A 19066-nucleotide genomic window follows, 5' to 3' on the forward strand; every position below is an offset into this window, starting at 1 on the left:
CCCGCCAGCACTGGCTTGTGCGACTCGTCGTGCGGGTGTGAACCTCCAATGCCCATTTTTTCGACGCCCCATATAGGGGGGTGTCAGCCTGCTTGACGGTTTCTAGCATGCCTGCTCGCTTTGAATGCAATTCATTGTTTTATAAGGATTGTTTTTGATTGGAGTATCAGTATGAAGAGAGCGAAATGGAAGCCTTGGCTGGGGTTGTGCGCCCTCTTGGCCGGGGTGAGCGGCTGGTACCTGTGGCCGCACGCGGTGACGCCCGGTCAGGCGGCAGGGGGTAAGGAGAGCGCGGCGGATAGCGGCCCGCTGGCGGAGCTCACGCCACTCGCCGCCATGCCTGTCCCAGTGCTCAAGCCGGCACCTTCCGGAACCCCCGCCAAGCCGGATCGGCTGCGGGAAGATGGCTGCCAGCAGCTGGAGACCCCCTGGCAGGCGGCAGAGGTGGATGCGGACTTTCCGCTGGCGGAGCCCGGTGATGCGGTCGAGCAACCCCAGCCGATCGCCCTGCAGGGCAGCGATCTGGAGCGGGCCCAGGTGGGTGACAGCGTGGCGTTGCCGATGCCGGACGGCAGCACCTTGCAGGCCAGGGTGACCAAGGTCGAACTGCAGCGGGGTGGGGAGCGCAACTGGCAGGGGGAAATTCGGGTCGACGGTGACAGCTATCCGGTCAATTTCACCGTCGGCAAGCAAGCGACTTTCGGGTTCATCGGCACGCCGCAAGGCAGTTACTCCGTCGAGACCCTGGGAGGCAAGGGCTGGGTTTACAAGAACCCGCCGCTGGATCTGGGTCATGGCGGCGATGACGCCCTGATCCCGACTCACCAATAACAACCGAAAAGGAAGATCACATGCAGAAAACCACCTTGGGGATCATGATTGCGGGATTGCTCGGGGCTACCCCGGTGCTGGCGGAAACCATCGACCTGATGGTGCTGCACAGTCCTGGGCTGGCGGCCCGCTATCAGGGGGATGCGCAGACCCGGATCCAGCACATGATCAACGTCACCAACCAGATCTATGCCGCCAGCGGCCTGGATCTGACGGTGCGGGCCGTGCACGACCAGCAGGTCAATTACCCGGATGGCGGCACCGACAAATCCGCGCTCAACGCGGTGACCTACCAGCAGGATCCGGCTTTCAAGCAGGTACCGACCCTGCGCACCCGTTATGGCGCCGACATGGTGGTGCTGATGCGCCCCCAGACCGGTGACCACGGCAGCTGCGGGCTGGCCTGGGTTGGCGGTTCTGCTACCTATGCCGATGGCCGCAAGGCGTATGCCGACGGGGATGTCTCCCAGGATGCCGGCAGCATGTTCAGCCATGTCACGGCCACCGGCTGTGGTGATGTGGTGCTGGCGCACGAGCTGGGTCACAACATGGGGCTCAACCACTCCCGCCTGCAGGATGGCACGGGGGGCACTTATCACTATGCGTTGGGGCACGGGGTGCGGGGTTCCTTCGCCACCGTGATGGCTTATCCCTCCAGCTTCGGGGTCTACAGCCACGAGTACAAGTTCTCCAGCCCGGATCTGGTCTGCAAGGGGCAGCCGTGTGGCGTGGATTACCGGGACCAGGCCAACGGTGCCGATGCGGTGCGGGCGTTGAAGGTGACGACGCCGCAGATCGCTGCCTTTTATCCCACCATGGTGACGGAAGCGCTGCCGGATCTGGGTGAGCTGGAGCGCTCCCTCGAGACCCGGCGCCAGGACCTGGCGACGGCTCAGGAGCACTACCGCCAGCAGGTGGCGGCCAGAACCGCCCTGCAGGATCGCCAGCAGACGCTCAAGGGCAACTTTGATCGCTACCAGCGCGAGCTGAGCCAGCTGAACCAGCGCAACCGCCAGATGGTGCAGGAGATCAACCGGCTGGTGCGCGAGCACAACAGCTACAACGGCAGCTACGGCCCGGAAGAGTATCGCCGGATCCGCGCCATCCAGGCGAACCTGAGTGCCCGCATCGATCAGCTGCACGATGAGAACAACGCCATCGTTCGCCAGTCCAACGAGATCAGCCAGCGCTACCAGGCCGAGGTGAACGAGTACAACGGCAGCTGGGATCGCTACGACCAGCTGGTGGCTGCGGTGAAGAGTGCCGATGGCAAGGTGGACGAGGCGCGCCGCGAGCTGGAGCTGGCCGAGCATAGGTATCAGCTGGCGCTGGCCCGCCAGCCGGCCGAGACGCAGCCGGCCTGATGCATCAAGGGCGCCCCGCAACAGGCGGGGCGCCCTTGATGTCTGTCCAGAGGAGCCGACCGGGCAAGCCCGGCCGGCTCCTTATTTTGCAGGCCTGCGTCAGTCCGCCCGTTTGGCTGCGGGTTTCGCGTTCGTCGTCAACTGGGTGAGGGCGGCCTGCACCGCGGCTGCCAGCTGGGGATCGCGCCCCGCCAGCATGTCGGCCGGGGTCAGCGCCACCTGCACGTCCGGGATCAGCTCCTGGTTCTCGTACAGGGTGCCGTCGGGGTTGCGCAGCCCCAGGGTCGGGATGCCGTAGGCGATACCCGGGATCAGCTTGGAGGTGTGGCCGTACACCATGGTGCCGGTGCCCGGCACCGGCTCACCGACGATGGGGCCCACCTTGAGGGTGCGGTAGTACTGGGGAAAGGCCGAGCCTTCCGAGTAGCTGCCCGCATTGACCAGCACCACCGAGGGCTTGGTCCATTGGCGGGTAGCGGCGTCCGTCTCCCCCTTGCCAAGGCGTGGCCAGCTGCGGGCCATGCCCTGGGCGCTGCCGCTGCCGGTCAGGAACTCCACCAGGGTGTTGGCCAGATAGCCCCCCTTGTTGAAGCGCACGTCGACGATCAGCGCCTCGCGGTTGCGCTGGCGACCGAGGGCGTCAGCCACCACCTCCTCATAGACGGCGCTGCTCATCTCCGGCAGATAGACATAGCCGACCCGCCCCTGACTCAACTGCTCCACCTGGCTGCGGCGCTTGGCGATCCAGCCGTCGAGCTGCAACTGATACTCCTGCTGCAGATCGATGGCGGTGACCTCCAGCTGGCTGGGCTCCTTGGCTCCCTTGGACAGCACAGTGAGCGCCAGCCGCTGGCCGGCCTGGTGGTTGAGCAGAGCATCCAGTTCGTTGAGGCTGTGCAGTTCGGTACCGTTGACGGCCAGCAGGCGGGCTCCCGGCGCCAGATCTGTCTCCTGCTCCAGCGGGCCGCCGGCCAGCAGGGCGTCGAGCTCGACCCCCCCCTGCCGCTCGTGCCAGTAGCCGCCGAGGCTGGCGGTGTCGTCCGGCATGCGCAGGGAGGGGGCCGGGCCGCTGCCCCAGGTGTGGGAGACATTGAGCTCGCCGGCCAGCTCCGCCAGCAGGTTGCCGAAGTCACGATCGTTGTTGATGCCGGGCAGCAGGCGGCGATAGGCGGCCACATAGCCATCCCAGTCCACCCCGTTCATGTCGGCCCGGTAGAACTCGTCCCGGGTGAGGCGGGTGATCTGATCGAAGGCAGCGCTCATCCGATCCTGCCAGCTGGCGGTGATCAGCAGATTGAAGGGGTGGCTGCTGGCCTCGCCGGAGCGGGTATCGATGAGGGCGATTTCCCCCTCCCGTACCAGGGTGGCGAGGCTGGCATCCTGGTTGAGGCTGGCCAGCGCCGGCCCCGGCTGCTCGGCAAACAGCAGCTTGGTTTCCCCCTTGCGCAGATCCTGGGCGTAGCCCTTGATCTCGCTCTCGCCGTTGGCGTCCATCACCTCCACCAGATAGATCAGATGATCGTCGACGATGCGACTGGCGAGGATGGGGCCCTCTGGCTGCAGCTGGAGCGCCTCCCGATGTGCCAGCCGGTTGGCCTCGAAGCCGTAACCGGCCTTGGGCGGCGCCTGCTCGGCGATGAAGTCGCTCTTGGCGGCGCGGCTGCTGTAGAGGCCGAGCAGGCTGCCACCGAGGGGCTCGCCATCGGCACCCAGCACACCGTACTTGGTGGATTGCCAGTAGAGGATGCCGCCGTCCTGACTCCAGGCAGGCTCGCCATCCCGATAGCCGTTGAGACTGACGTTGACCGGTTTGGCCTTGGCATCCCGGGTGTCGATGACGGCGATCTCCTGCTGGGCGGAGTCAGGCTGGATGGTCAGCGCCAGGTGGCGCGAATCGGGGGCAAAGGCCAGCTCCACCGCGTGACGGGAGGGGTTGAACTCGGCCGCGACCAGCTGGCGCTGCTTGCCGCTGGCCAGATCCAGCAGATGGACGGCCTGGCCGTCCACCACGAAGGCGAGCTGTTTGCCGTCGGGGGAGAGGGTCGGCACGCTGATGGCGGCGCCCGGGATGGCCAGCAGTTTCTCCTCGGTCAGGGTGCCCGGGTCGCTGAACAGCTTGTCCGGTTGAGCCTTCTTGAGACGGTACAACGCCGCCGGCCCCTCCTGTTCGGAGAGGTAGAGGAGTGTCTGCTCTTTATCCAGATAGCGTGGCGCCGACTGTTCGCTGGGATGGCGGGTGAGCTGGCGTACCCGCTCGCGGCGGGTATCGACCGCGTAGAGATCCCCCTGGCTGACCAGGATCACCTCTTCCCCGTCCTGGCGGGCAATGGCCTCGTCGACGGGGCCGGGTTGCCAGCTCTGCTCGGCCGGCACCTTGGCGAACAACGGCTGGATGACGAGCTTGCGCGGGGTCTCGCTGCCAGCATCGAGGCGGTAGAGCTCCCCCTGCCAGGACCAGACCAGATCCCCCTGGCGGGAGGCTGATAGGCCGCGCACCGGGTGGTCCTTGAAGTGGGTGAGCTGGCGATCCTGGCCGCTGGCCAGATCCCGTAGCCAGACGTTGAAATCGCCGCTGCGCTCGCTCAGGTAGTAGAGCTGCTTGCCCTGCTCGTCCCAGACCGGATCGCTGGCGGCCACCCTGTCTTCGGTCAGCTGGCGATGCTGCTGGCCGTCGAACAACCACAGACGGGAGACGGCGAACGAGTGCTGGTGCTTGCGAAACGGCTGATCCATGCCCGGCATCTGGTAGGCCAGCTGGTTGCCGTGGGGGCGGGCCAGGGTGGCGGGCAGGGGCTGGGCTGGGGTCAGCGGGCCGCCGGCAACCGGCGTCCAGTAGAGGTTGCCGGCCTGATACCCCTCCGCCACGAAGTGATCGGCGTCGGGGTCGGTCAGGCGCTGGCTGCTCAGCAGCAGCTGCTTGCCGTCGGCGCTGAAGGCCTGGGGCAGGTCGGGGCGCGAATCCCGGGTCAGCCGCACCATCTCGCCGCCGCGGCTCGGCACCACGAACACGTCTTCGTTGCCGTAGAGGTTGGCGGCAAAGGCGATCAGTTTGCCATCCGGCGACCAGAGCGGGCGCTGGCTCAGGTAGTTGCCATCGGTGAGGGGCACGGCGGGGCCGCCATCCCCCGCGCTCAGGTAGACGCGGCCCTGCCAGGTGAAGGCAAGCTGCTTGCCGTCGGGGGAGAGGGCGGGCTCGCGTAGCCAGAGCGGCTCGGCCGCCTGCAGGGAGGAGCAGAGCAGCAGGAGCAGCAGTGAGAGTCGGTATCGCATCGTGAGGTTCCTGAGAGGTGAAAAGCGCCTTATCTTCCCCCAATGTCCCGCCCGGGACTATCCCGAGATAGGGGGGTTATCCCGTTGTTTTGGCAGTTAATTGTAACAATCTATAAAAGATGGCGCGGGATATGTTTCTCTGGATATATTGAGTATTGATGGCGATCCAATATGATGGCGCTCGCCCGCCACTCGAGGCGGTGCAGTTCAGATGATTTGGTAACAGAAAAGCCCTTACCAGAGGCTTGCCGAGGGATGGAATGAGAGCCGTATTACTGTGTTTGCTGGGGCTGTGGCCCGCATTGAGTTTTGCCACCCTGTCCGCCGATATGGTGGTGGTGAAGAAATCGAGTTATAGCCTGACCCTGATGAAGGATGGCAAGGAGGTCAAACGCTACTGGATCGCTCTGGGTCCGGCTCCCAAGGGGCACAAGCAGCGGGAAGGGGATCAGCGCACGCCGGAAGGCCGTTACATCCTCGACTACAAGAAGACCAACTCCAACTATTACAAGGCCATCCACATCAACTACCCGAATCTGGACGACATCAAGGCGGCCAACGAGATGGGTGTGCGACCGGGCGGCATGATCATGATCCACGGTCAGCGCAACAGCATAGGCAACACCCGCCTGCAGCCGTCCAACTGGACCAATGGCTGCATCGCCATGCTCAACAAGGATCTGGACGAAGTGTGGAACGCCATCGAACCCGGCACCCCCATCATCATTCAGCCCTGACCCTCAACAGCGCGCCACCTCCGGGTGGCGTTCTGTTTTTTGGCTCCCTCTCTTTACCCGCAGCCTCTTGGTATCCGTCCCCGTGCTGTGCTAGTTTTTCCGGCTCGCCGTGGACGCAACAAGGATGATCCCATGCCGTCAGCAACCCGCTCCCGGCCCGTAGGGGCAGAGAGTACCCGCGCGCTCTGGTGGCGCGCCTCCATCGATATTCTGCCGCTCTCCGTCTCGGTGATCCCCTGGGGGATCCTGTGCGGCGCCCTGGCGCTGCAGGTGGGGCTGAGCCCGCTGCAGGCCCAGCTGATGTCGCTGCTGGTCTATGCCGGCGCCGCCCAGCTCTCGGCCACCACTCTGTTCGGGGCAGGCACGCCGCTGCTGCCCATCATGGGCTCCACCTTCGTCATCACCTCTCAGCACCTGCTCTACGGCTTCACCTTTCGCCGCGACGTGCTGCCGCTCTCCCTGCGCTGGCGCGCCAGTCTGGCCTTCTTCCTGACCGACGAGATGTTCGCGGTGACGCTCAAAGACCGGGAGCGCAGCGGCCGTTTCGATCCGGCCTATGCGCTCATTGCCGGCTTCGTCTTCTATCTGTTCTGGAATGTGGCGACCCTGCTCGGCATCGCCGCCGGCCAGTACATCGACGGACTGGAGCAGATGGGGCTGGACTTCGCCATTGCCGCCACCTTCATCGCCATGACCATTCCCGCCATGAAGAACCTGCCCATGGTGGCGGCCACCCTGGTGAGCGGTGCCATGGCGCTGCTAACCAAGCCGCTGCTGGCGGAGGTCTACATCATCATCTCGGCGCTCTCCGGCATGCTGGTGGGTTATGTGCTGCACCGGATGAGGAGGTAATCATGAGCTGGCTAATGATAGGCCTGCTGGCCCTGATCACCTTCTTCAACCGCTTCGCCTTCTTCTCGCGGCTGACCCGCTATCAGCCGGGCGCCGAGATGGGGGCCTTCCTCAGCTTCTCGGCCCAGTCGGTGCTGACCGCCATCTGGTTGCCCATCGTCTTCAGCTACCAGCCTGGCACTGGGCTGAGCTGGGATCCGGACTACCTGGTCGCCACCCTGCTGGTGACGGCGCTGACCCTGCTGCGGCTACCGACCCTGCTGGTGGTGGTGGTCGGCATGGGGGGCTTCTTCCTGCTGCGCTGGCAGGGGGGCGTGGCCCAGCTGTTGCCCTGGCTGGGCTAGGCCCGTGATCTTGCATGGCGGATATCTATATTGGATATCCGCCATGTTGTGAATGTCACTTCAAAAAACACCTCTCAAGTGTGAGGATTTAGCTCCCATCCGTCGAGGAGCGAGTCATGTCCTTCACCGAAACCTGTCAGCGCATCGTGCGCGATCCCCTGCTGTCACCGGCCCAGAAGAGCCATGCCCTGGCGCTGGCCGCCGAGAATGCGCTGCCCTATCCCGAGCTGCCCGCCGAGGTGAGCGAGGCGATGGCCAAGGGCTTTGTCTGCGACATGTTCGAGGGGCACGCCCCCTACAAGCCGCGCTATGTGCTGCCGGATTACGAGAAGTTCCTGCGCCAGGGCTCAGCCTGGCTGGAACTGGCACCGCCGCAGGATTTCGACGAGGCACTCGATGCCCTGCGCATCCTCTACCACCACGTGCCCTCCGTCACCGGCATGCCGGTCTGGCTGGGCCGACTCGACCACCTGCTGCTGCCCTTCGTCGGTGAGCTGGATGACGAGGCCCTCTATCGCAAGCTGAAAGGGTTCTGGATCTACCTGGACCGGGTGCTGCCGGATGCCTTCATGCACGTCAACATAGGTCCGGATGACAACCGGCTCTGCCGCCTGATCCTGCGCATCGACGGCGATCTCAAGCAGGTGGCTCCCAACCTCACCCTGTTCCACGATCCGGCGCAGACCCCGGACAGCCTGCTGCTGCTGGGGGTGAAGAACATCGCGGCTTGCAGCAAGCCCCACATCGCCAACTACCCGCTGCATCGCAACACCTTCGATGAGCGCGGCTTCGGTATCGTCAGCTGCTACAACGCCCTGCCCCAGGCGGGTGGCGCCAACACCCTGGTGCGGCTCTCCCTCAAGCGGGTGGCCGAGCAGGCCCACGGCATCGACGACTTCCTGGGCTGCCTGTTGCCCCACTACTGCCGCCTCGCCTCCCGCCTGATCGAGGCGCGTGCCGCCTTCCTGCACCAGGAGTCCGGCTTCTTCGACAGTTTCCTGGTGCAGGAGGGGCTGCTGGAAGAGGATCGCTTCGTGCCCATGTTCGGCATCTACGGCATGGCCGAGGCGGTCAACATTCTGATGGACAAGGAGAATCTGCCGGAGCGCTACGGCCGTGACGAGGAGGCGAACCAGCTGGGCTACCGTATCTCGGCCCAGCTCGCCCGCCACGTGAGCGAAACGCCGCAGCGCAACGCCTGGGGCGGTCGCGCCCTGCTCCACTCCCAGGGCGGGCTCAGCGTGGATCGCGGGGTGACCCCCGGGGTACGCATCCCCTATGGCGAGGAGCCGGATCCCGCCAGCCACGTGCTGGCACTGGCACCCCACCACGGCTTCTATCACTCCGGGATCAGCGAGATCCTCACCCTGGATCCCACCATCCGCCAGAACCCGCAAGCGCTACTGCAACTCTGCAAGGGGGCGCTCGCCATCGGCATGCGCGAGTTCACCGCCAACGTGGCCGACAGCGACCTGGTGCGGGTGACCGGCTACATGATCCGCAAGAGCGACGTGGCCCGCTTCGCGGCCGAGGGCTCACGGCTGCAGACCACCTGCCTCGGCGCCGAGGCGAGCGAGCTGACCGGGATCCGCCAGCGTGCACCGCGGGTGGTGGGGCGCGAGGCGACCCTGTGTGACTACTGAGTGCGGCAGGCGGGCAGGGGCGGCGCGCAGCGCGACGGTGAGCCGCTGGCTGCCCTTCTCCTGCGTGGACGGCCCCGGCAACCGGCTGGTGCTGTTTCTGCAGGGCTGCAACTTCGCCTGCCCCGGCTGTCATAACCCGCACACCATCGGCCTCTGCGATCACTGCGGTGACTGCGTGCCCGGCTGCCCGAGCGGGGCGCTGACCCTGCACGAGGGGCGGGTGAGCTGGCAGGCGGCACGCTGCACCGACTGCGATGCCTGTCTCGATGCCTGCCCCCGCAGCGCCAGCCCCAAGACCGCCACCATGACGGTGGCCGAGGTGCTGGCCCTGCTACGCCGCTACGGCCCGCTGCTGACCGGCATTACCGTCTCCGGCGGTGAGGCTACCACCCAGCTGCCGTTCGTGATCGCGCTGTTCACCGTCATCAAGGGGGCGGCGGATCTGGCCCATCTCGACTGCCTGCTCGACAGCAACGGTTCACTCGCCGAGGCTGGCTGGCAGCGGCTGCTGCCGGTGCTGGACGGCGCCATGATCGATCTCAAGGGGTGGCGCGACTCTGTGCATCATAAGCTGACCGGCTATGGCCGCGAGCGGGTGCTGGCCTCGCTGCAACTGCTGGCGCAGGCGGGCAAGCTGGCGGAGGTGCGCCTGCTGCAGGTGCCGGGGCAGAGCGATTATCTCGCCGCCGACGGCACGCTGGAGGGCGGGCTCGCCACCTTCTTGCGCGCCCTTGGGTCCGTTCCCATCCGCCTCAACGGTTTTCGCCATCACGGGGTGCGCGGGGCGGTGCAGGACTGGCCAGAGGCGACGCGTGAGGAGCTGGAGCAACTGGCCGCTGCGCTGGCGGTGGCCGGGCTCGGCCCGGTCAGCCTGCCGCCACTGCTCTGAGTAGCCGGATGCTAATCAACTGATCGCAAAGGGATTTGATACTACAAGGCAAGATTGGACGGCGAACCGAGCGGTTCGGCGTGGCTTTTTTGCTGCCTGAGTCTTGAGATGACGTAACTGTGATTGCTGTCTATTTGAGCTCTGCGAGGTGGCGGCTAGAATGGGTCAATCGCCCACCATCAACAGACGAACATGAGTGAATCCAACGCCTTATATCGAGTGCAGTTCATTTGTCACAACGAGCGTTACGAAGTCTATGTCAGGGAAGTGAGCCAGGGTCAGCTGTTCGGCTTCATCGAGATCGCCAACTTCGTGTGGGACAACCACACGGCGCTCATCGTCGACCCCAGCCACGAGAAGTTGAAGAGTGAATTTGCCGACGTCAATCGCACCATGATCCCCATGCACCACGTGCTGCGGGTCGATCAGGTGCGCAAGCAGGGGGCCGCCCGCATCACCGAACTGGGCAACAACGTCTCTCCCTTCCCCAGCCCCATCTACACCAAGAAACCCTGACTCCCGCCATGCCCGGCCGGCGTGTGCCGGGCATGGTCGCCTTCATCCCAGCTCGCGGGCCAGTTGCAGGATGCGCTGGCGAAACCAGCGCCGGGCCGGCTCTTCTCCGGCCGGGCCGTACCACACCAGGCTGTGGGTGACGGCGCCGTAATCGAAGGGGACCGGCCTGCTCACCAGAGCGTGGGGGGCCGCCTGTTCGGCCCAGCCACCGATGGCGGTGAGGATCAGGTCGCTCTGGCGCAGCAGGGCTGCCGCACTGCCAAAATCCGGCAGGATGGCGGCGATCTGCCGGCGCACCTGCAACTGGGCCAGGCTCTGTTCAAAGAAGGGGTTGGCCAGCTCCTGATCGCGAATGGCGATATGGCGCCAGCTCAGGTAGGCATCGAGATCCCAGGATCGCGCCAGCGCCGGGTGATCCGCGCGCAGCAGGCAGACCAGCTTGTCCTCGCGCAGGGTCTCCCACACCAGCCCTTGCTGGCGGGGCAGGGGCTGGCTCTGGTCGTGGGGCAGGATCACGAAGTCCAGCTTGCCCGCCGCCAGCGCCGCTAGCCCCTGCTCATCCTTGTTGCGAATGTCGGGCACCAGGCCCGGCACCTCGCGCATCAGCTGCGCCAGGATGGGCCCCATGGGCCAGACCATGCCGCTTTCACGCAGGGCGAATTTCAGCTGCCCCTGCCAGCTGGCGGGATCGAACCCTCCCTGGCCGGTGAGGCCGTTCAGCTCGCTCAGCAGCCGGTGCAGGGTAGGGCCGAGCCGCTCGGCGAACGGGGTCAGCAACAGCTGGTTGCCCTGGCGGTAGAGCAGTTGATCGCCGAGCAGATCCCGCAACTGGTTGAGGGTCTTGCTGACGGTGGAGGGGGTGGTGCAGAGCCGCTCGGCGGTGCGGGTGACGCTCTGGCTGTCGAGCAGCAGGTGCAGGGTAACCAGATGACGGCCGCCGAGGCGGGAGAGGGCAATGAGATCCATAACGGTTCCACAAGCAAACGGGACAAACAAAAAGCCCCGCCTGAGCGGGGCTTGCGGGGATCAGCCCTTGAGCACGGCGGCCATGGCGTCCGCCACGTAGTCGACATTGCGGCTGTTGAGGCCTGCTACGCACATGCGACCTGAGCGCACCAGGTAGACGGCGAACTCCTCGCGCAGGCGATCCACCTGCTCCGGGGTGAAGCCGGTGTAGCTGAACATGCCGCGCTGGTTGATGAAGTAGCTGAAGTCACGGCCCGGCACCTTGGCGCTCAGCACCTCGAACAGCTTCTCGCGCATCGCCTTGATGCGGGTGCGCATCTCGGTCACTTCATCGACCCAGAGGGCGTGCAGGCTGGCATCGTTCATCACCGCAGCAGTGATCTGGCCGCCGTGGGTGGGGGGGCTGGAGTAGTTGCGGCGCACGGTGGCCTTCATCTGGCCCAGCACCCGGCTCGCCTCTTCGGCATCCTGGCAGATGACCGACAGACCGCCGCAACGCTCGCCGTAGAAGGAGAGGTTCTTGGAGAAGGAGTTGCTGACGAAGAAGCTGACGCCGGCGGCCACCATGGCGCGAATGGCGTAGGCATCCTCTTCCAGCCCGTCGCCGAAGCCTTGATAGGCGATGTCCATAAAGGGGATCAGGTTCTTCTCGACCACCAGCGCTATCACCTGGTCCCACTGGGCGCGGGAGAGATCCACCCCGGTCGGGTTGTGGCAGCAGGGGTGCAGCAGCACGATGCTTTTCGCCGGCAGGCTGCTCAGGCAGTCGATCATGGCGTCAAACTGCACGCCGCCGGTGGCCGCATCGTAGTAGGGGTAGTCGTGCACCTTGATGCCGGCGCCCTCGAACATCGCCTTGTGGTTGTCCCAGGTGGGATTGCTGACCCACACCTCGGAGGTCGGGAAGTAGCGCTTGAGCAGATCGGCGCCGATCTTCAGGGCGCCCGAGCCGCCGATGGTCTGGATGGTGGCGATGCGACCCGCCTTGACCGCTTCGTGGTCGGCGCCAAACAGCAGGTGTTGTACCGCGGTGCGGTAGTTGGCGGCGCCTTCCATCGGCTGGTAGGGGCGCGGGGCCGGAGCGGCGGCGCGCTGGGCTTCGGCCTGCTGTACCGAGGCCAGCAGCGGAATGCGGCCCTGCTCGTCGTAATAGAGGCCGATCCCCAGGTTCACCTTCTGCTCGCGGGTGTCTTTGTGGAAGGTCTCGACCAGGGTCAGGATGGGGTCGCCAGCATAGGCATCGACGTGTTCAAACATGGGGGGTCCTTGCGAAATGGAATCCAGGGTATGGCGATCAATGATCGGCGGTCATCATGGCGTAAAGCCGGCGAGGGCTCAAGTCTGAAAGGGGCGGGGGCCGTGGGGCCGACGCCGCCCAGCCGTAAACGGGATGATGCGGGGCTACGCATGGCCCCATCCACCGGCTTTACTTCAGATAGGATCGCAATACCCGCACCACCTGATCCAGATCCTCCAGCCGCTCGGCCGGGGTCGCCTCTTCGGCGCCGAGGTGCTCGCGCATGTGGCCCTCCAGCACCTCCAGCATCAGGCCGTTGACGGCGCCGCGAATGGCGGCGATCTGCTGCAAGATTGCGGCGCAGTCGCTCTCCTGCTCCAGCGCGCTCTCCAGTGCCCCTGCCTGCCCCTTGATGCGGCGCACCCGCGCCAGCAGCTTCTTCTTGCCGTGAATGGTGTGTGACATGCAGGATCCTCTCGATCAATAAAACTATACTGGGGTATAGTATATTGCATTGTCGTCCTCAGGAGAAATCCATGTCATCCCTCGCCTCATCCCACTGCCACCAACCCGTCGTCCACGAAGGGAATCCGCTGGCCGAACAGAAGACCCGCTGGGCCGTGCTGCTGACAGTCATCATGATGGTGGCGGAGATCGGCGGCGGTTGGTTCTACAACTCCATGGCGCTGCTGGCCGACGGCTGGCACATGAGCTCCCATGCGCTGGCGCTCGGCCTGTCGGTGCTGGCCTACCGCGCCGCCCGCCACTTCGCCCGCGACCACAGATTCAGCTTCGGTACCTGGAAGATCGAGGTGCTGGGGGGCTTTACCAGCGCCCTCTTGCTGGTGGGGGTGGCCGGCATGATGCTGTTCGAGTCGGTGTTCCGGCTGCTGGATCCCAGCCCGATCCACTACCAGCAGGCCATCGTCATCGCCATCGTCGGCCTGCTGGTGAACCTGGCCTGCGCCTGGCTGCTCAAGGATGATCACGGTCATCACCATGGGCACGGCCACGACCACCATCATGATCATCACGACCACGCTCACCCACACGATCATGGCCAGCATCACGGTCATCAAGATCTCAACCTGCGCGCCGCCTACATCCACGTGCTGGCGGATGCGGCCACCTCGGTGCTGGCCATTCTGGCGCTGGTGGGGGGCATGCTGTGGGGGGCCGACTGGCTGGATCCCCTGATGGGCATAGTGGGTGCCGGACTGGTGGCGGTGTGGGCCTGGGGGCTGCTGCGCGACTCTGGCCGGGTGCTGCTGGATGCCGAGATGGATGCGCCGCTGGTGGCGGAGATCCGAGAGGTGATCGCCGAGTTGCCGGACGCCGAAGTGCGCGATCTGCACGTCTGGCGGGTGGGGCAGCAGCAGTATGCCTGCGTGCTCTCCCTGCTGATGGCGGCGCCGGTCTCCGCCAGCGAGATCCGCGCGCGGCTCGCCATCCACGAGGAGCTGGTGCACGTCACCATCGAGGTGAGCGCCTCCTGATCCTAGCCGGTTGGCCGCTCGCAACAGCAGGAAGGGGCCAAGGCCCCTTCCTGTTTTTCTGGCTCAGTGCGGCTGGCCCTGCACATCCTCCGGTTTGTGCTGCCAGACGGCGCCGAGCAGCAGCTTGAGCAGCAGCTCGGGCGGGTTGTCCAGCAGTCGACCCGACTCCAGCAGCAGGTGACCGTCGGCCCGAAAGCCGAGGCTGGCATGGATGGTGCCCTCCTCGCCGCACACCTGGATCAGCCCGCTCAAACTGCCGCGCTCCCCCGGCTGGCAGCGCAGCCGCAGCTCCCGTGGCTCCCCCAGCAGGGTGAAGGCGCGGGCGAGGGGCGGGGTATCCTCATAATCCGGCCAGTTGAAGAAGTGGTACTGCTCGGCGAGCGTCCCCGCCTGCTGACAAAATTGGTCAAACAGCTGGGCAATCTCTTGATACTCCTGGTCCAGCCGCCTGGCCTGCTCCTCAATCCGCTTCATCTGTCGTGGCTCCCTCTCTCTTGCCGTATCCACTTATCCATTTGATCGGAAATCAATTTTTCCAGACATCATGGCTCTGACCGCAGGTATGTGCCGAATCGGGCGGCAGGTCTGTGAGCCCGATCCGATTTTCGTTATGAAAACGTTATCTTGTTGAAAGCGGTTAACTTTTTTGCCCCCCTGCTCACATTTGAAACGATTTCTGCTGATTAATATGGCACCGCTCGGCAATGACCGGGTACTCGGATATCGAGACTAACTACAGCGGGAATTATAAAAAAATGGATATGAAAAAGACCAAAGTGGCGCTGGTAACAGCCTCACTGCTCGCGCTTTTGTCCGGCTGCAATGACAACAGCTCCTCCCCCTCCACCCCTGACCCCACGGACGGCCCCGTCGCCCGTCTGCCCAATGTGCAACCCCCTGCCGAGCAACTGGTGGCCGGGCCCGATCAGGCGGTGATCGCCCTGGTGGATACCCAGACCAGTGCGGCCCGCGGGGTCACTGGCCCCTTCGCCAACTACAGCCTGCACCTGTGGAACAACGACGCCTGCAGCGCCACCGCCGAGAGCGGCCTCAACGCAAGCTGGGACGACAAGGTCAACACCCCGGCCGCGGCCGACGGCTTTGGCCCAAGCTGGGTGGTGCCCCTCAGCAAGCTGGAAGGCTGCATCAACTTCATCGCCCGCAACGGCGATCTGGCCAACCTGACCGGCAGCGACATGAAGGTGGTCTTCAGCGATCACCCGGATCGCACCGTGGCCATCGTCGCTGGCAAGAACGAGATCTTCGGCAGCCGCGCCGAGGCCTTCACCGCCGCCTTCGGCGTGGCGGGCGCCAGTGCCCACCTGATTGACGGCAACACCCTGATTTGGAAGGGGGGCAAGGACAAGCCCCATGTGCGCCTCTATTACACCGAGTCCGGCACCATCAAGGCCAATGCGGAAGGGGTGTTCGACTTCCCCTACATCACCCTGACCCCGACCAGCCTGACCGCCGAGCAGCAGGCCAAGTATCCGCATCTGAAGGATGCCGCCGCCTTCGCCCTGCCGGCTGGCAAGGATCTCAAGCCGCTGCTCAAGGGTGAGCTGGTGGCCATCGGCACCGATGCCGACGGTATCCTGCAGGGGGCGACCCTGGTGCAGAGCGCCGGCGCCCTCGATGCCCTCTACAGCGAGGCCGCCACCAAGCTGACCTATGGCGCCGTGGTGGAGGGGGGCAATGTCACCTTCCGGCTGTGGGCGCCGACCGCAAGATCGGTCAAGCTGGCGCTGTTCGACGAGCAGCACAAGCCGCTCGGCGAGCGCACCATGACCCTGGACGAGGCCAGCGGCAGCTGGAGCGTGCAGGGTGGCAGCGAGCTGGTGGGCAAGTTCTACCGCTACGACATCCAGGTCTATCACCCGGTCAGCCGCAAGCTGGAATCCTATCAGGTGACCGACCCCTACTCCCTGAGCCTGGCGATGAACTCCGAGTTCAGCCAGGTGGTGGATCTCAATGATCCGGCCCTCAAGCCGGAAGGGTGGGACAGCCTCAAGGCGCCCCACAGCCAGCAGAACCCGGCCGACATCACCATCTATGAGGCCCATGTCCGCGATCTGACCGGCAACGATGATTCCACCCCGGCCGAGCACCGCGGCAAGTTTCTTGGCCTGACCGATACCGACACGGCACCGGTCAAGCACCTGCAGGCGCTGGCCAAGAGCGGCGTCAGCCACCTGCACCTGCTGCCGGTGTTCGACATCGCCACCGTCAACGAGGATCCGGCCAAGGTCGCCAACATCAGCGACGACTTCGGCAAGCTGTGCCAGGTCAATCCCGAGGTGCAGAACTCCAAGTTCGCCGGCTACTGCAGCAGCGGCCAGACCATCGAAGCCGTGCTAGGCGACCTGCAAGGGGGCGACAGCAAGGAGAACCCGCAGGTGCAGGAGCTCTACGGCTATCTGCGCGGTGTCGACTCCTTCAACTGGGGTTATGACCCCTACCACTACACCACCCCGGAAGGCTCCTACGCCACCAACGCCGAGGGCAGCCAGCGCATCCTGGAGTTCCGCGAAATGGTCAAGGCCATCAAGCAGAACATCGGCATGAACGTGGTGATGGATGTGGTCTACAACCACACCAACGAGGCGGGCCTGGGGCCCAAGTCGGTGCTCGACAAGATAGTGCCCTGGTACTATCAGCGCCTCAATCCGGAGACCGGCTCGGTGGAGAATTCCACCTGCTGCTCCAACACGGCGCCGGAGCACGCCATGTTCGCCAAGCTGATGGATGACTCCCTGGTCACCTGGGCACGCGACTACAAGATCGACGCCTTCCGCTTCGACCTGATGGGCCACCACCCAAAAGATCAGATGGTGCAGGCGCTGGCCGCGGTGAAGAAGGTCAACCCGGAGATGTACTTCTACGGCGAGGGCTGGAACTTCGGCGAGGTGCAGGATGACAAGCGCTTCGTGCAGGCGACCCAGAAACACCTGGCTGGCACCGGTATCGGCTCTTTCTCCGACCGGCTGCGGGATGCGGTGCGCGGTGGCAGTCCGTTCGACGGCGGCGACACCATTCGCAAGACCCAGGGCTTTGGCAACGGCGCCCTGGTGGATGCCAACGAGATGGACGGCGTCGATCGCGCCACTGCCCTGCATCAGGCCGATCTGGTGCGCCTCGGCATGGCCGGCAACCTCAAGGACTTCATCCTGACCGACAAGGACGGGATGCCGAAGAAGGGCTCCGACATCGACTACAACGGTCAACCGGCGGGCTACGCCCAGGATCCGACCGAAATCCAGAACTACGTCGACAAGCACGACAACCAGACCCTGTTCGACAACCTGATCTACAAGGCGCCGCAAGGGGCTGATCTGGTGCGGATGCAGGGGGTATCGCTCGCCACCGCCATGCTGGGGCAGGGCATTCCCTTCACCCACGCCGGTGTCGAGCTGCTGCGCTCCAAGTCCATGGAGCGGGACAGCTACGACTCGGGTGACTGGTACAACCGGGTCGACTACACCCTGGCCGACAACAACTTCGACAAGGGGCTGCCGCGCAAGGACAAGGATGGCGACAACTATCCGCTGATCGAGAAAGTTCTCGGCAAGCACGTCAAGCCGAGCGGTGCCGACATGGCGACCATGGTGGGCTTCTATCAGGAGCTGGCCGAGCTGCGTCAATCCTCCCGTCTGCTGCGTCTGGGCAGCGGCGCCGAGGTGATCAAGCGGGTCGACTTCCGCAATACCGGCCCGGATCAGGAGCCCGGACTCATCGTCATGACGGTGGATGACGGCATCAATGCGGGGGCGGATCTGGATCCGGCCATCGACGGTCTGGTGGTGATGATCAACGCCACCAATGCTCCCCAGAGCATCAGCGACTTCCGTGACGGCAACGATCAGCCCATCGACCTGACCAGCCTGCAGCTGAGCCCGGCCCACCACGGCGGCGAGAGCATCGCCCGCGATGCGGCCGTCAATGGCGGTACCCTGACCCTGGGGGCCTGGTCGGCGGCGGTGTTCGTCAAGCCGCAGAGCGGTGCCCAGGGCACTGGCCTGCCGGTCGGCAAGAAGACTGATCTGAGCACGGTACCGCCGTTTGGTGACACCGCCGTCTATCTGAAGGGGTTCCTCAATGAGTGGGGCAACACCAACCAGATGACTTTCAGCAGCAACTTCATGTACGAGTTCACCACCGAGGTGAGCAGCGACAAGCTGGGCACCACCAACGTCAAGATCGCGGATGCCAGCTGGGGTCCCCTCAACTACGGCAGCTGCAATGCGGGTGACAAGCTGGTGGTTGGCACCCCGCTGACCCTTTGCAAGGGTGGCGATACCGGCAACATCGGGCTCGATCTGGCCAAGGCGGGCAGCTACAAGTTCGTGTTTACCGCCATGAACAAGGACAAGCCTACCCTGAGCGTCAGCTTCACCGAGCCGGTGCAGAGCTGCAAGGTGCTGGATACGGTGGCGGGCAATCCGCTCGGCTACAACCTGTTCGTCAAGGGTGAGCTCTCCGGCTGGGGAGCCCAGCCCCAGTACCAGCTGAGCTACAAGGGGATGGACGGCGATCTCGCCATCTATCAGGCGGCGTTCAACTACGCTGGCAGCACCGAGTTCAAGGTCGCCAACGAGGACTGGAGCAAGGAGTACCTGCTCAACGGTGGCGGCGCGGTGACGGCGGAGACGGGTTATGCCATCGGCTTCTCCCAGCCGGGCAGTGCCAACAACAGCATCACCTTGCCGCAGGGCCTGTGGAGTGTGCTGGTGAAGGTTGACCCGGCCGGTACCAAGGCCGGTACCGCGGTGATCCAGGAGTGCAGCGTCAAGTAGTCATTCCCATTGAGCCCGGGGCTGGCTCGGCACCCCAGGGTTGAATTCCACCTCGCCAAGGGTGGGATAACTCCGAGAGAGTAAGCAAAGCGCGACTGCCGACCGGCAGCCGCGCTTTTTCTTTGCTC

At 64.8% G+C, this 19066-nt stretch carries 15 protein-coding genes; 10 read left to right on the forward strand and 5 right to left on the reverse strand.

Annotated elements, in window-relative coordinates; all coding sequences use genetic code 11:
- Window positions 1-171 precede the first annotated feature (171 nt).
- Together AACQ43_RS17375 and AACQ43_RS17380 are read left to right on the forward strand one after the other, a co-directional pair.
- Window positions 172-831, forward strand: coding sequence for a hypothetical protein (locus tag AACQ43_RS17375; protein WP_168968012.1), 660 nt, complete (start codon window positions 172-174; stop codon window positions 829-831).
- 20 nt (window positions 832-851) lie between these two features.
- Window positions 852-2195, forward strand: coding sequence for a zinc-dependent metalloprotease (locus AACQ43_RS17380; protein ID WP_168968013.1), 1344 nt, complete (start codon window positions 852-854; stop codon window positions 2193-2195).
- A gap of 99 nt (window positions 2196-2294) precedes the next feature.
- Here AACQ43_RS17380 and AACQ43_RS17385 read toward each other — a convergent pair whose 3' ends face one another.
- Window positions 2295-5465 (reverse strand): S41 family peptidase, encoded by a 3171-nt coding sequence (locus AACQ43_RS17385; RefSeq protein WP_168968014.1) that lies wholly within the window; start codon window positions 5463-5465, stop codon window positions 2295-2297.
- A 260-nt stretch (window positions 5466-5725) separates the two neighbouring features.
- Between AACQ43_RS17385 and AACQ43_RS17390 the strand changes: the two genes are divergently transcribed.
- The 6 genes from AACQ43_RS17390 to AACQ43_RS17415 all read left to right on the forward strand — a co-directional run bounded on the left by AACQ43_RS17390 (window position 5726) and on the right by AACQ43_RS17415 (window position 10446).
- On the forward strand, window positions 5726-6202 hold the full coding sequence (locus AACQ43_RS17390; RefSeq protein WP_005308598.1) for a L,D-transpeptidase family protein: 477 nt from the start codon (window positions 5726-5728) through the stop codon (window positions 6200-6202).
- 132 nt (window positions 6203-6334) lie between these two features.
- The gene (locus tag AACQ43_RS17395) at window positions 6335-7054 is read left to right on the forward strand and encodes an AzlC family ABC transporter permease (protein WP_168968015.1); all 720 of its coding nucleotides are present in this window, start codon (window positions 6335-6337) and stop codon (window positions 7052-7054) included.
- Window positions 7055-7056: 2 nt separating this feature from the next.
- Window positions 7057-7398, forward strand: a complete 342-nt coding sequence (locus AACQ43_RS17400) for an AzlD domain-containing protein (protein ID WP_010635181.1) — start codon at window positions 7057-7059, stop codon at window positions 7396-7398.
- A 116-nt stretch (window positions 7399-7514) separates the two neighbouring features.
- Entirely contained in the window at window positions 7515-9041 is a 1527-nt protein-coding gene (locus AACQ43_RS17405; protein ID WP_168968016.1) for a YjjI family glycine radical enzyme, read from the forward strand.
- Between the two features lie 37 nt (window positions 9042-9078).
- Window positions 9079-9930, forward strand: a complete 852-nt coding sequence (locus AACQ43_RS17410) for a YjjW family glycine radical enzyme activase (protein WP_168968087.1) — start codon at window positions 9079-9081, stop codon at window positions 9928-9930.
- A 192-nt stretch (window positions 9931-10122) separates the two neighbouring features.
- Window positions 10123-10446, forward strand: a complete 324-nt coding sequence (locus tag AACQ43_RS17415; RefSeq protein WP_011704589.1) for a DUF1820 family protein — start codon at window positions 10123-10125, stop codon at window positions 10444-10446.
- A gap of 42 nt (window positions 10447-10488) precedes the next feature.
- Here the strand turns inward: AACQ43_RS17415 and AACQ43_RS17420 are convergent, their stop codons facing one another.
- The 3 genes from AACQ43_RS17420 to AACQ43_RS17430 form a co-directional block, all read right to left on the reverse strand.
- Complete coding sequence (locus tag AACQ43_RS17420; protein ID WP_017408990.1) at window positions 10489-11412, reverse strand: LysR family transcriptional regulator; 924 nt, start codon at window positions 11410-11412, stop codon at window positions 10489-10491.
- A 60-nt stretch (window positions 11413-11472) separates the two neighbouring features.
- Complete coding sequence (locus AACQ43_RS17425; protein WP_168968017.1) at window positions 11473-12669, reverse strand: amino acid aminotransferase; 1197 nt, start codon at window positions 12667-12669, stop codon at window positions 11473-11475.
- 169 nt (window positions 12670-12838) lie between these two features.
- Window positions 12839-13114 (reverse strand): metal/formaldehyde-sensitive transcriptional repressor, encoded by a 276-nt coding sequence (locus AACQ43_RS17430; RefSeq protein WP_005308614.1) that lies wholly within the window; start codon window positions 13112-13114, stop codon window positions 12839-12841.
- A gap of 71 nt (window positions 13115-13185) precedes the next feature.
- Here AACQ43_RS17430 and dmeF point away from each other — a divergent pair, with 71 nt between their 5' ends.
- Window positions 13186-14145, forward strand: a complete 960-nt coding sequence (dmeF, locus tag AACQ43_RS17435) for a CDF family Co(II)/Ni(II) efflux transporter DmeF (RefSeq protein WP_168968018.1) — start codon at window positions 13186-13188, stop codon at window positions 14143-14145.
- 63 nt (window positions 14146-14208) lie between these two features.
- Here dmeF and AACQ43_RS17440 read toward each other — a convergent pair whose 3' ends face one another.
- Window positions 14209-14619, reverse strand: coding sequence for a hypothetical protein (locus tag AACQ43_RS17440; protein WP_168968019.1), 411 nt, complete (start codon window positions 14617-14619; stop codon window positions 14209-14211).
- A gap of 281 nt (window positions 14620-14900) precedes the next feature.
- Here AACQ43_RS17440 and pulA point away from each other — a divergent pair, with 281 nt between their 5' ends.
- Window positions 14901-18938 carry a pullulanase-type alpha-1,6-glucosidase gene (gene pulA / locus AACQ43_RS17445; RefSeq protein ID WP_168968020.1) on the forward strand — a complete coding sequence of 1346 codons (4038 nt, stop codon included), beginning with the start codon at window positions 14901-14903 and terminating at the stop codon, window positions 18936-18938.
- Window positions 18939-19066 lie beyond the last annotated feature (128 nt).

Origin of the sequence: Aeromonas sp. DNRA1, from assembly GCF_963888745.1 — a bacterium.
Classification (GTDB): Bacteria; Pseudomonadota; Gammaproteobacteria; order Enterobacterales; family Aeromonadaceae; genus Aeromonas; species Aeromonas hydrophila.

Excerpts from the sequence above, each read along its gene's own strand:
- dmeF (WP_168968018.1), top strand. The coding sequence starts at position 13,186 with ATGTCATCCCTCGCCTCATCCCACTGCCACCAACCCGTCGTCCACGAA.
- AACQ43_RS17375 (WP_168968012.1), top strand. The coding sequence starts at position 172 with ATGAAGAGAGCGAAATGGAAGCCTTGGCTGGGGTTGTGCGCCCTCTTG.
- AACQ43_RS17380 (WP_168968013.1), top strand. The coding sequence starts at position 852 with ATGCAGAAAACCACCTTGGGGATCATGATTGCGGGATTGCTCGGGGCT.
- AACQ43_RS17420 (WP_017408990.1), bottom strand. The coding sequence starts at position 11,412 with ATGGATCTCATTGCCCTCTCCCGCCTCGGCGGCCGTCATCTGGTTACC.
- AACQ43_RS17400 (WP_010635181.1), top strand. The coding sequence starts at position 7,057 with ATGAGCTGGCTAATGATAGGCCTGCTGGCCCTGATCACCTTCTTCAAC.
- AACQ43_RS17390 (WP_005308598.1), top strand. The coding sequence starts at position 5,726 with ATGAGAGCCGTATTACTGTGTTTGCTGGGGCTGTGGCCCGCATTGAGT.
- AACQ43_RS17440 (WP_168968019.1), bottom strand. The coding sequence starts at position 14,619 with ATGAAGCGGATTGAGGAGCAGGCCAGGCGGCTGGACCAGGAGTATCAA.
- AACQ43_RS17385 (WP_168968014.1), bottom strand. The coding sequence starts at position 5,465 with ATGCGATACCGACTCTCACTGCTGCTCCTGCTGCTCTGCTCCTCCCTG.
- AACQ43_RS17395 (WP_168968015.1), top strand. The coding sequence starts at position 6,335 with ATGCCGTCAGCAACCCGCTCCCGGCCCGTAGGGGCAGAGAGTACCCGC.
- pulA (WP_168968020.1), top strand. The coding sequence starts at position 14,901 with ATGGATATGAAAAAGACCAAAGTGGCGCTGGTAACAGCCTCACTGCTC.
- AACQ43_RS17405 (WP_168968016.1), top strand. The coding sequence starts at position 7,515 with ATGTCCTTCACCGAAACCTGTCAGCGCATCGTGCGCGATCCCCTGCTG.
- AACQ43_RS17415 (WP_011704589.1), top strand. The coding sequence starts at position 10,123 with ATGAGTGAATCCAACGCCTTATATCGAGTGCAGTTCATTTGTCACAAC.
- AACQ43_RS17425 (WP_168968017.1), bottom strand. The coding sequence starts at position 12,669 with ATGTTTGAACACGTCGATGCCTATGCTGGCGACCCCATCCTGACCCTG.
- AACQ43_RS17430 (WP_005308614.1), bottom strand. The coding sequence starts at position 13,114 with ATGTCACACACCATTCACGGCAAGAAGAAGCTGCTGGCGCGGGTGCGC.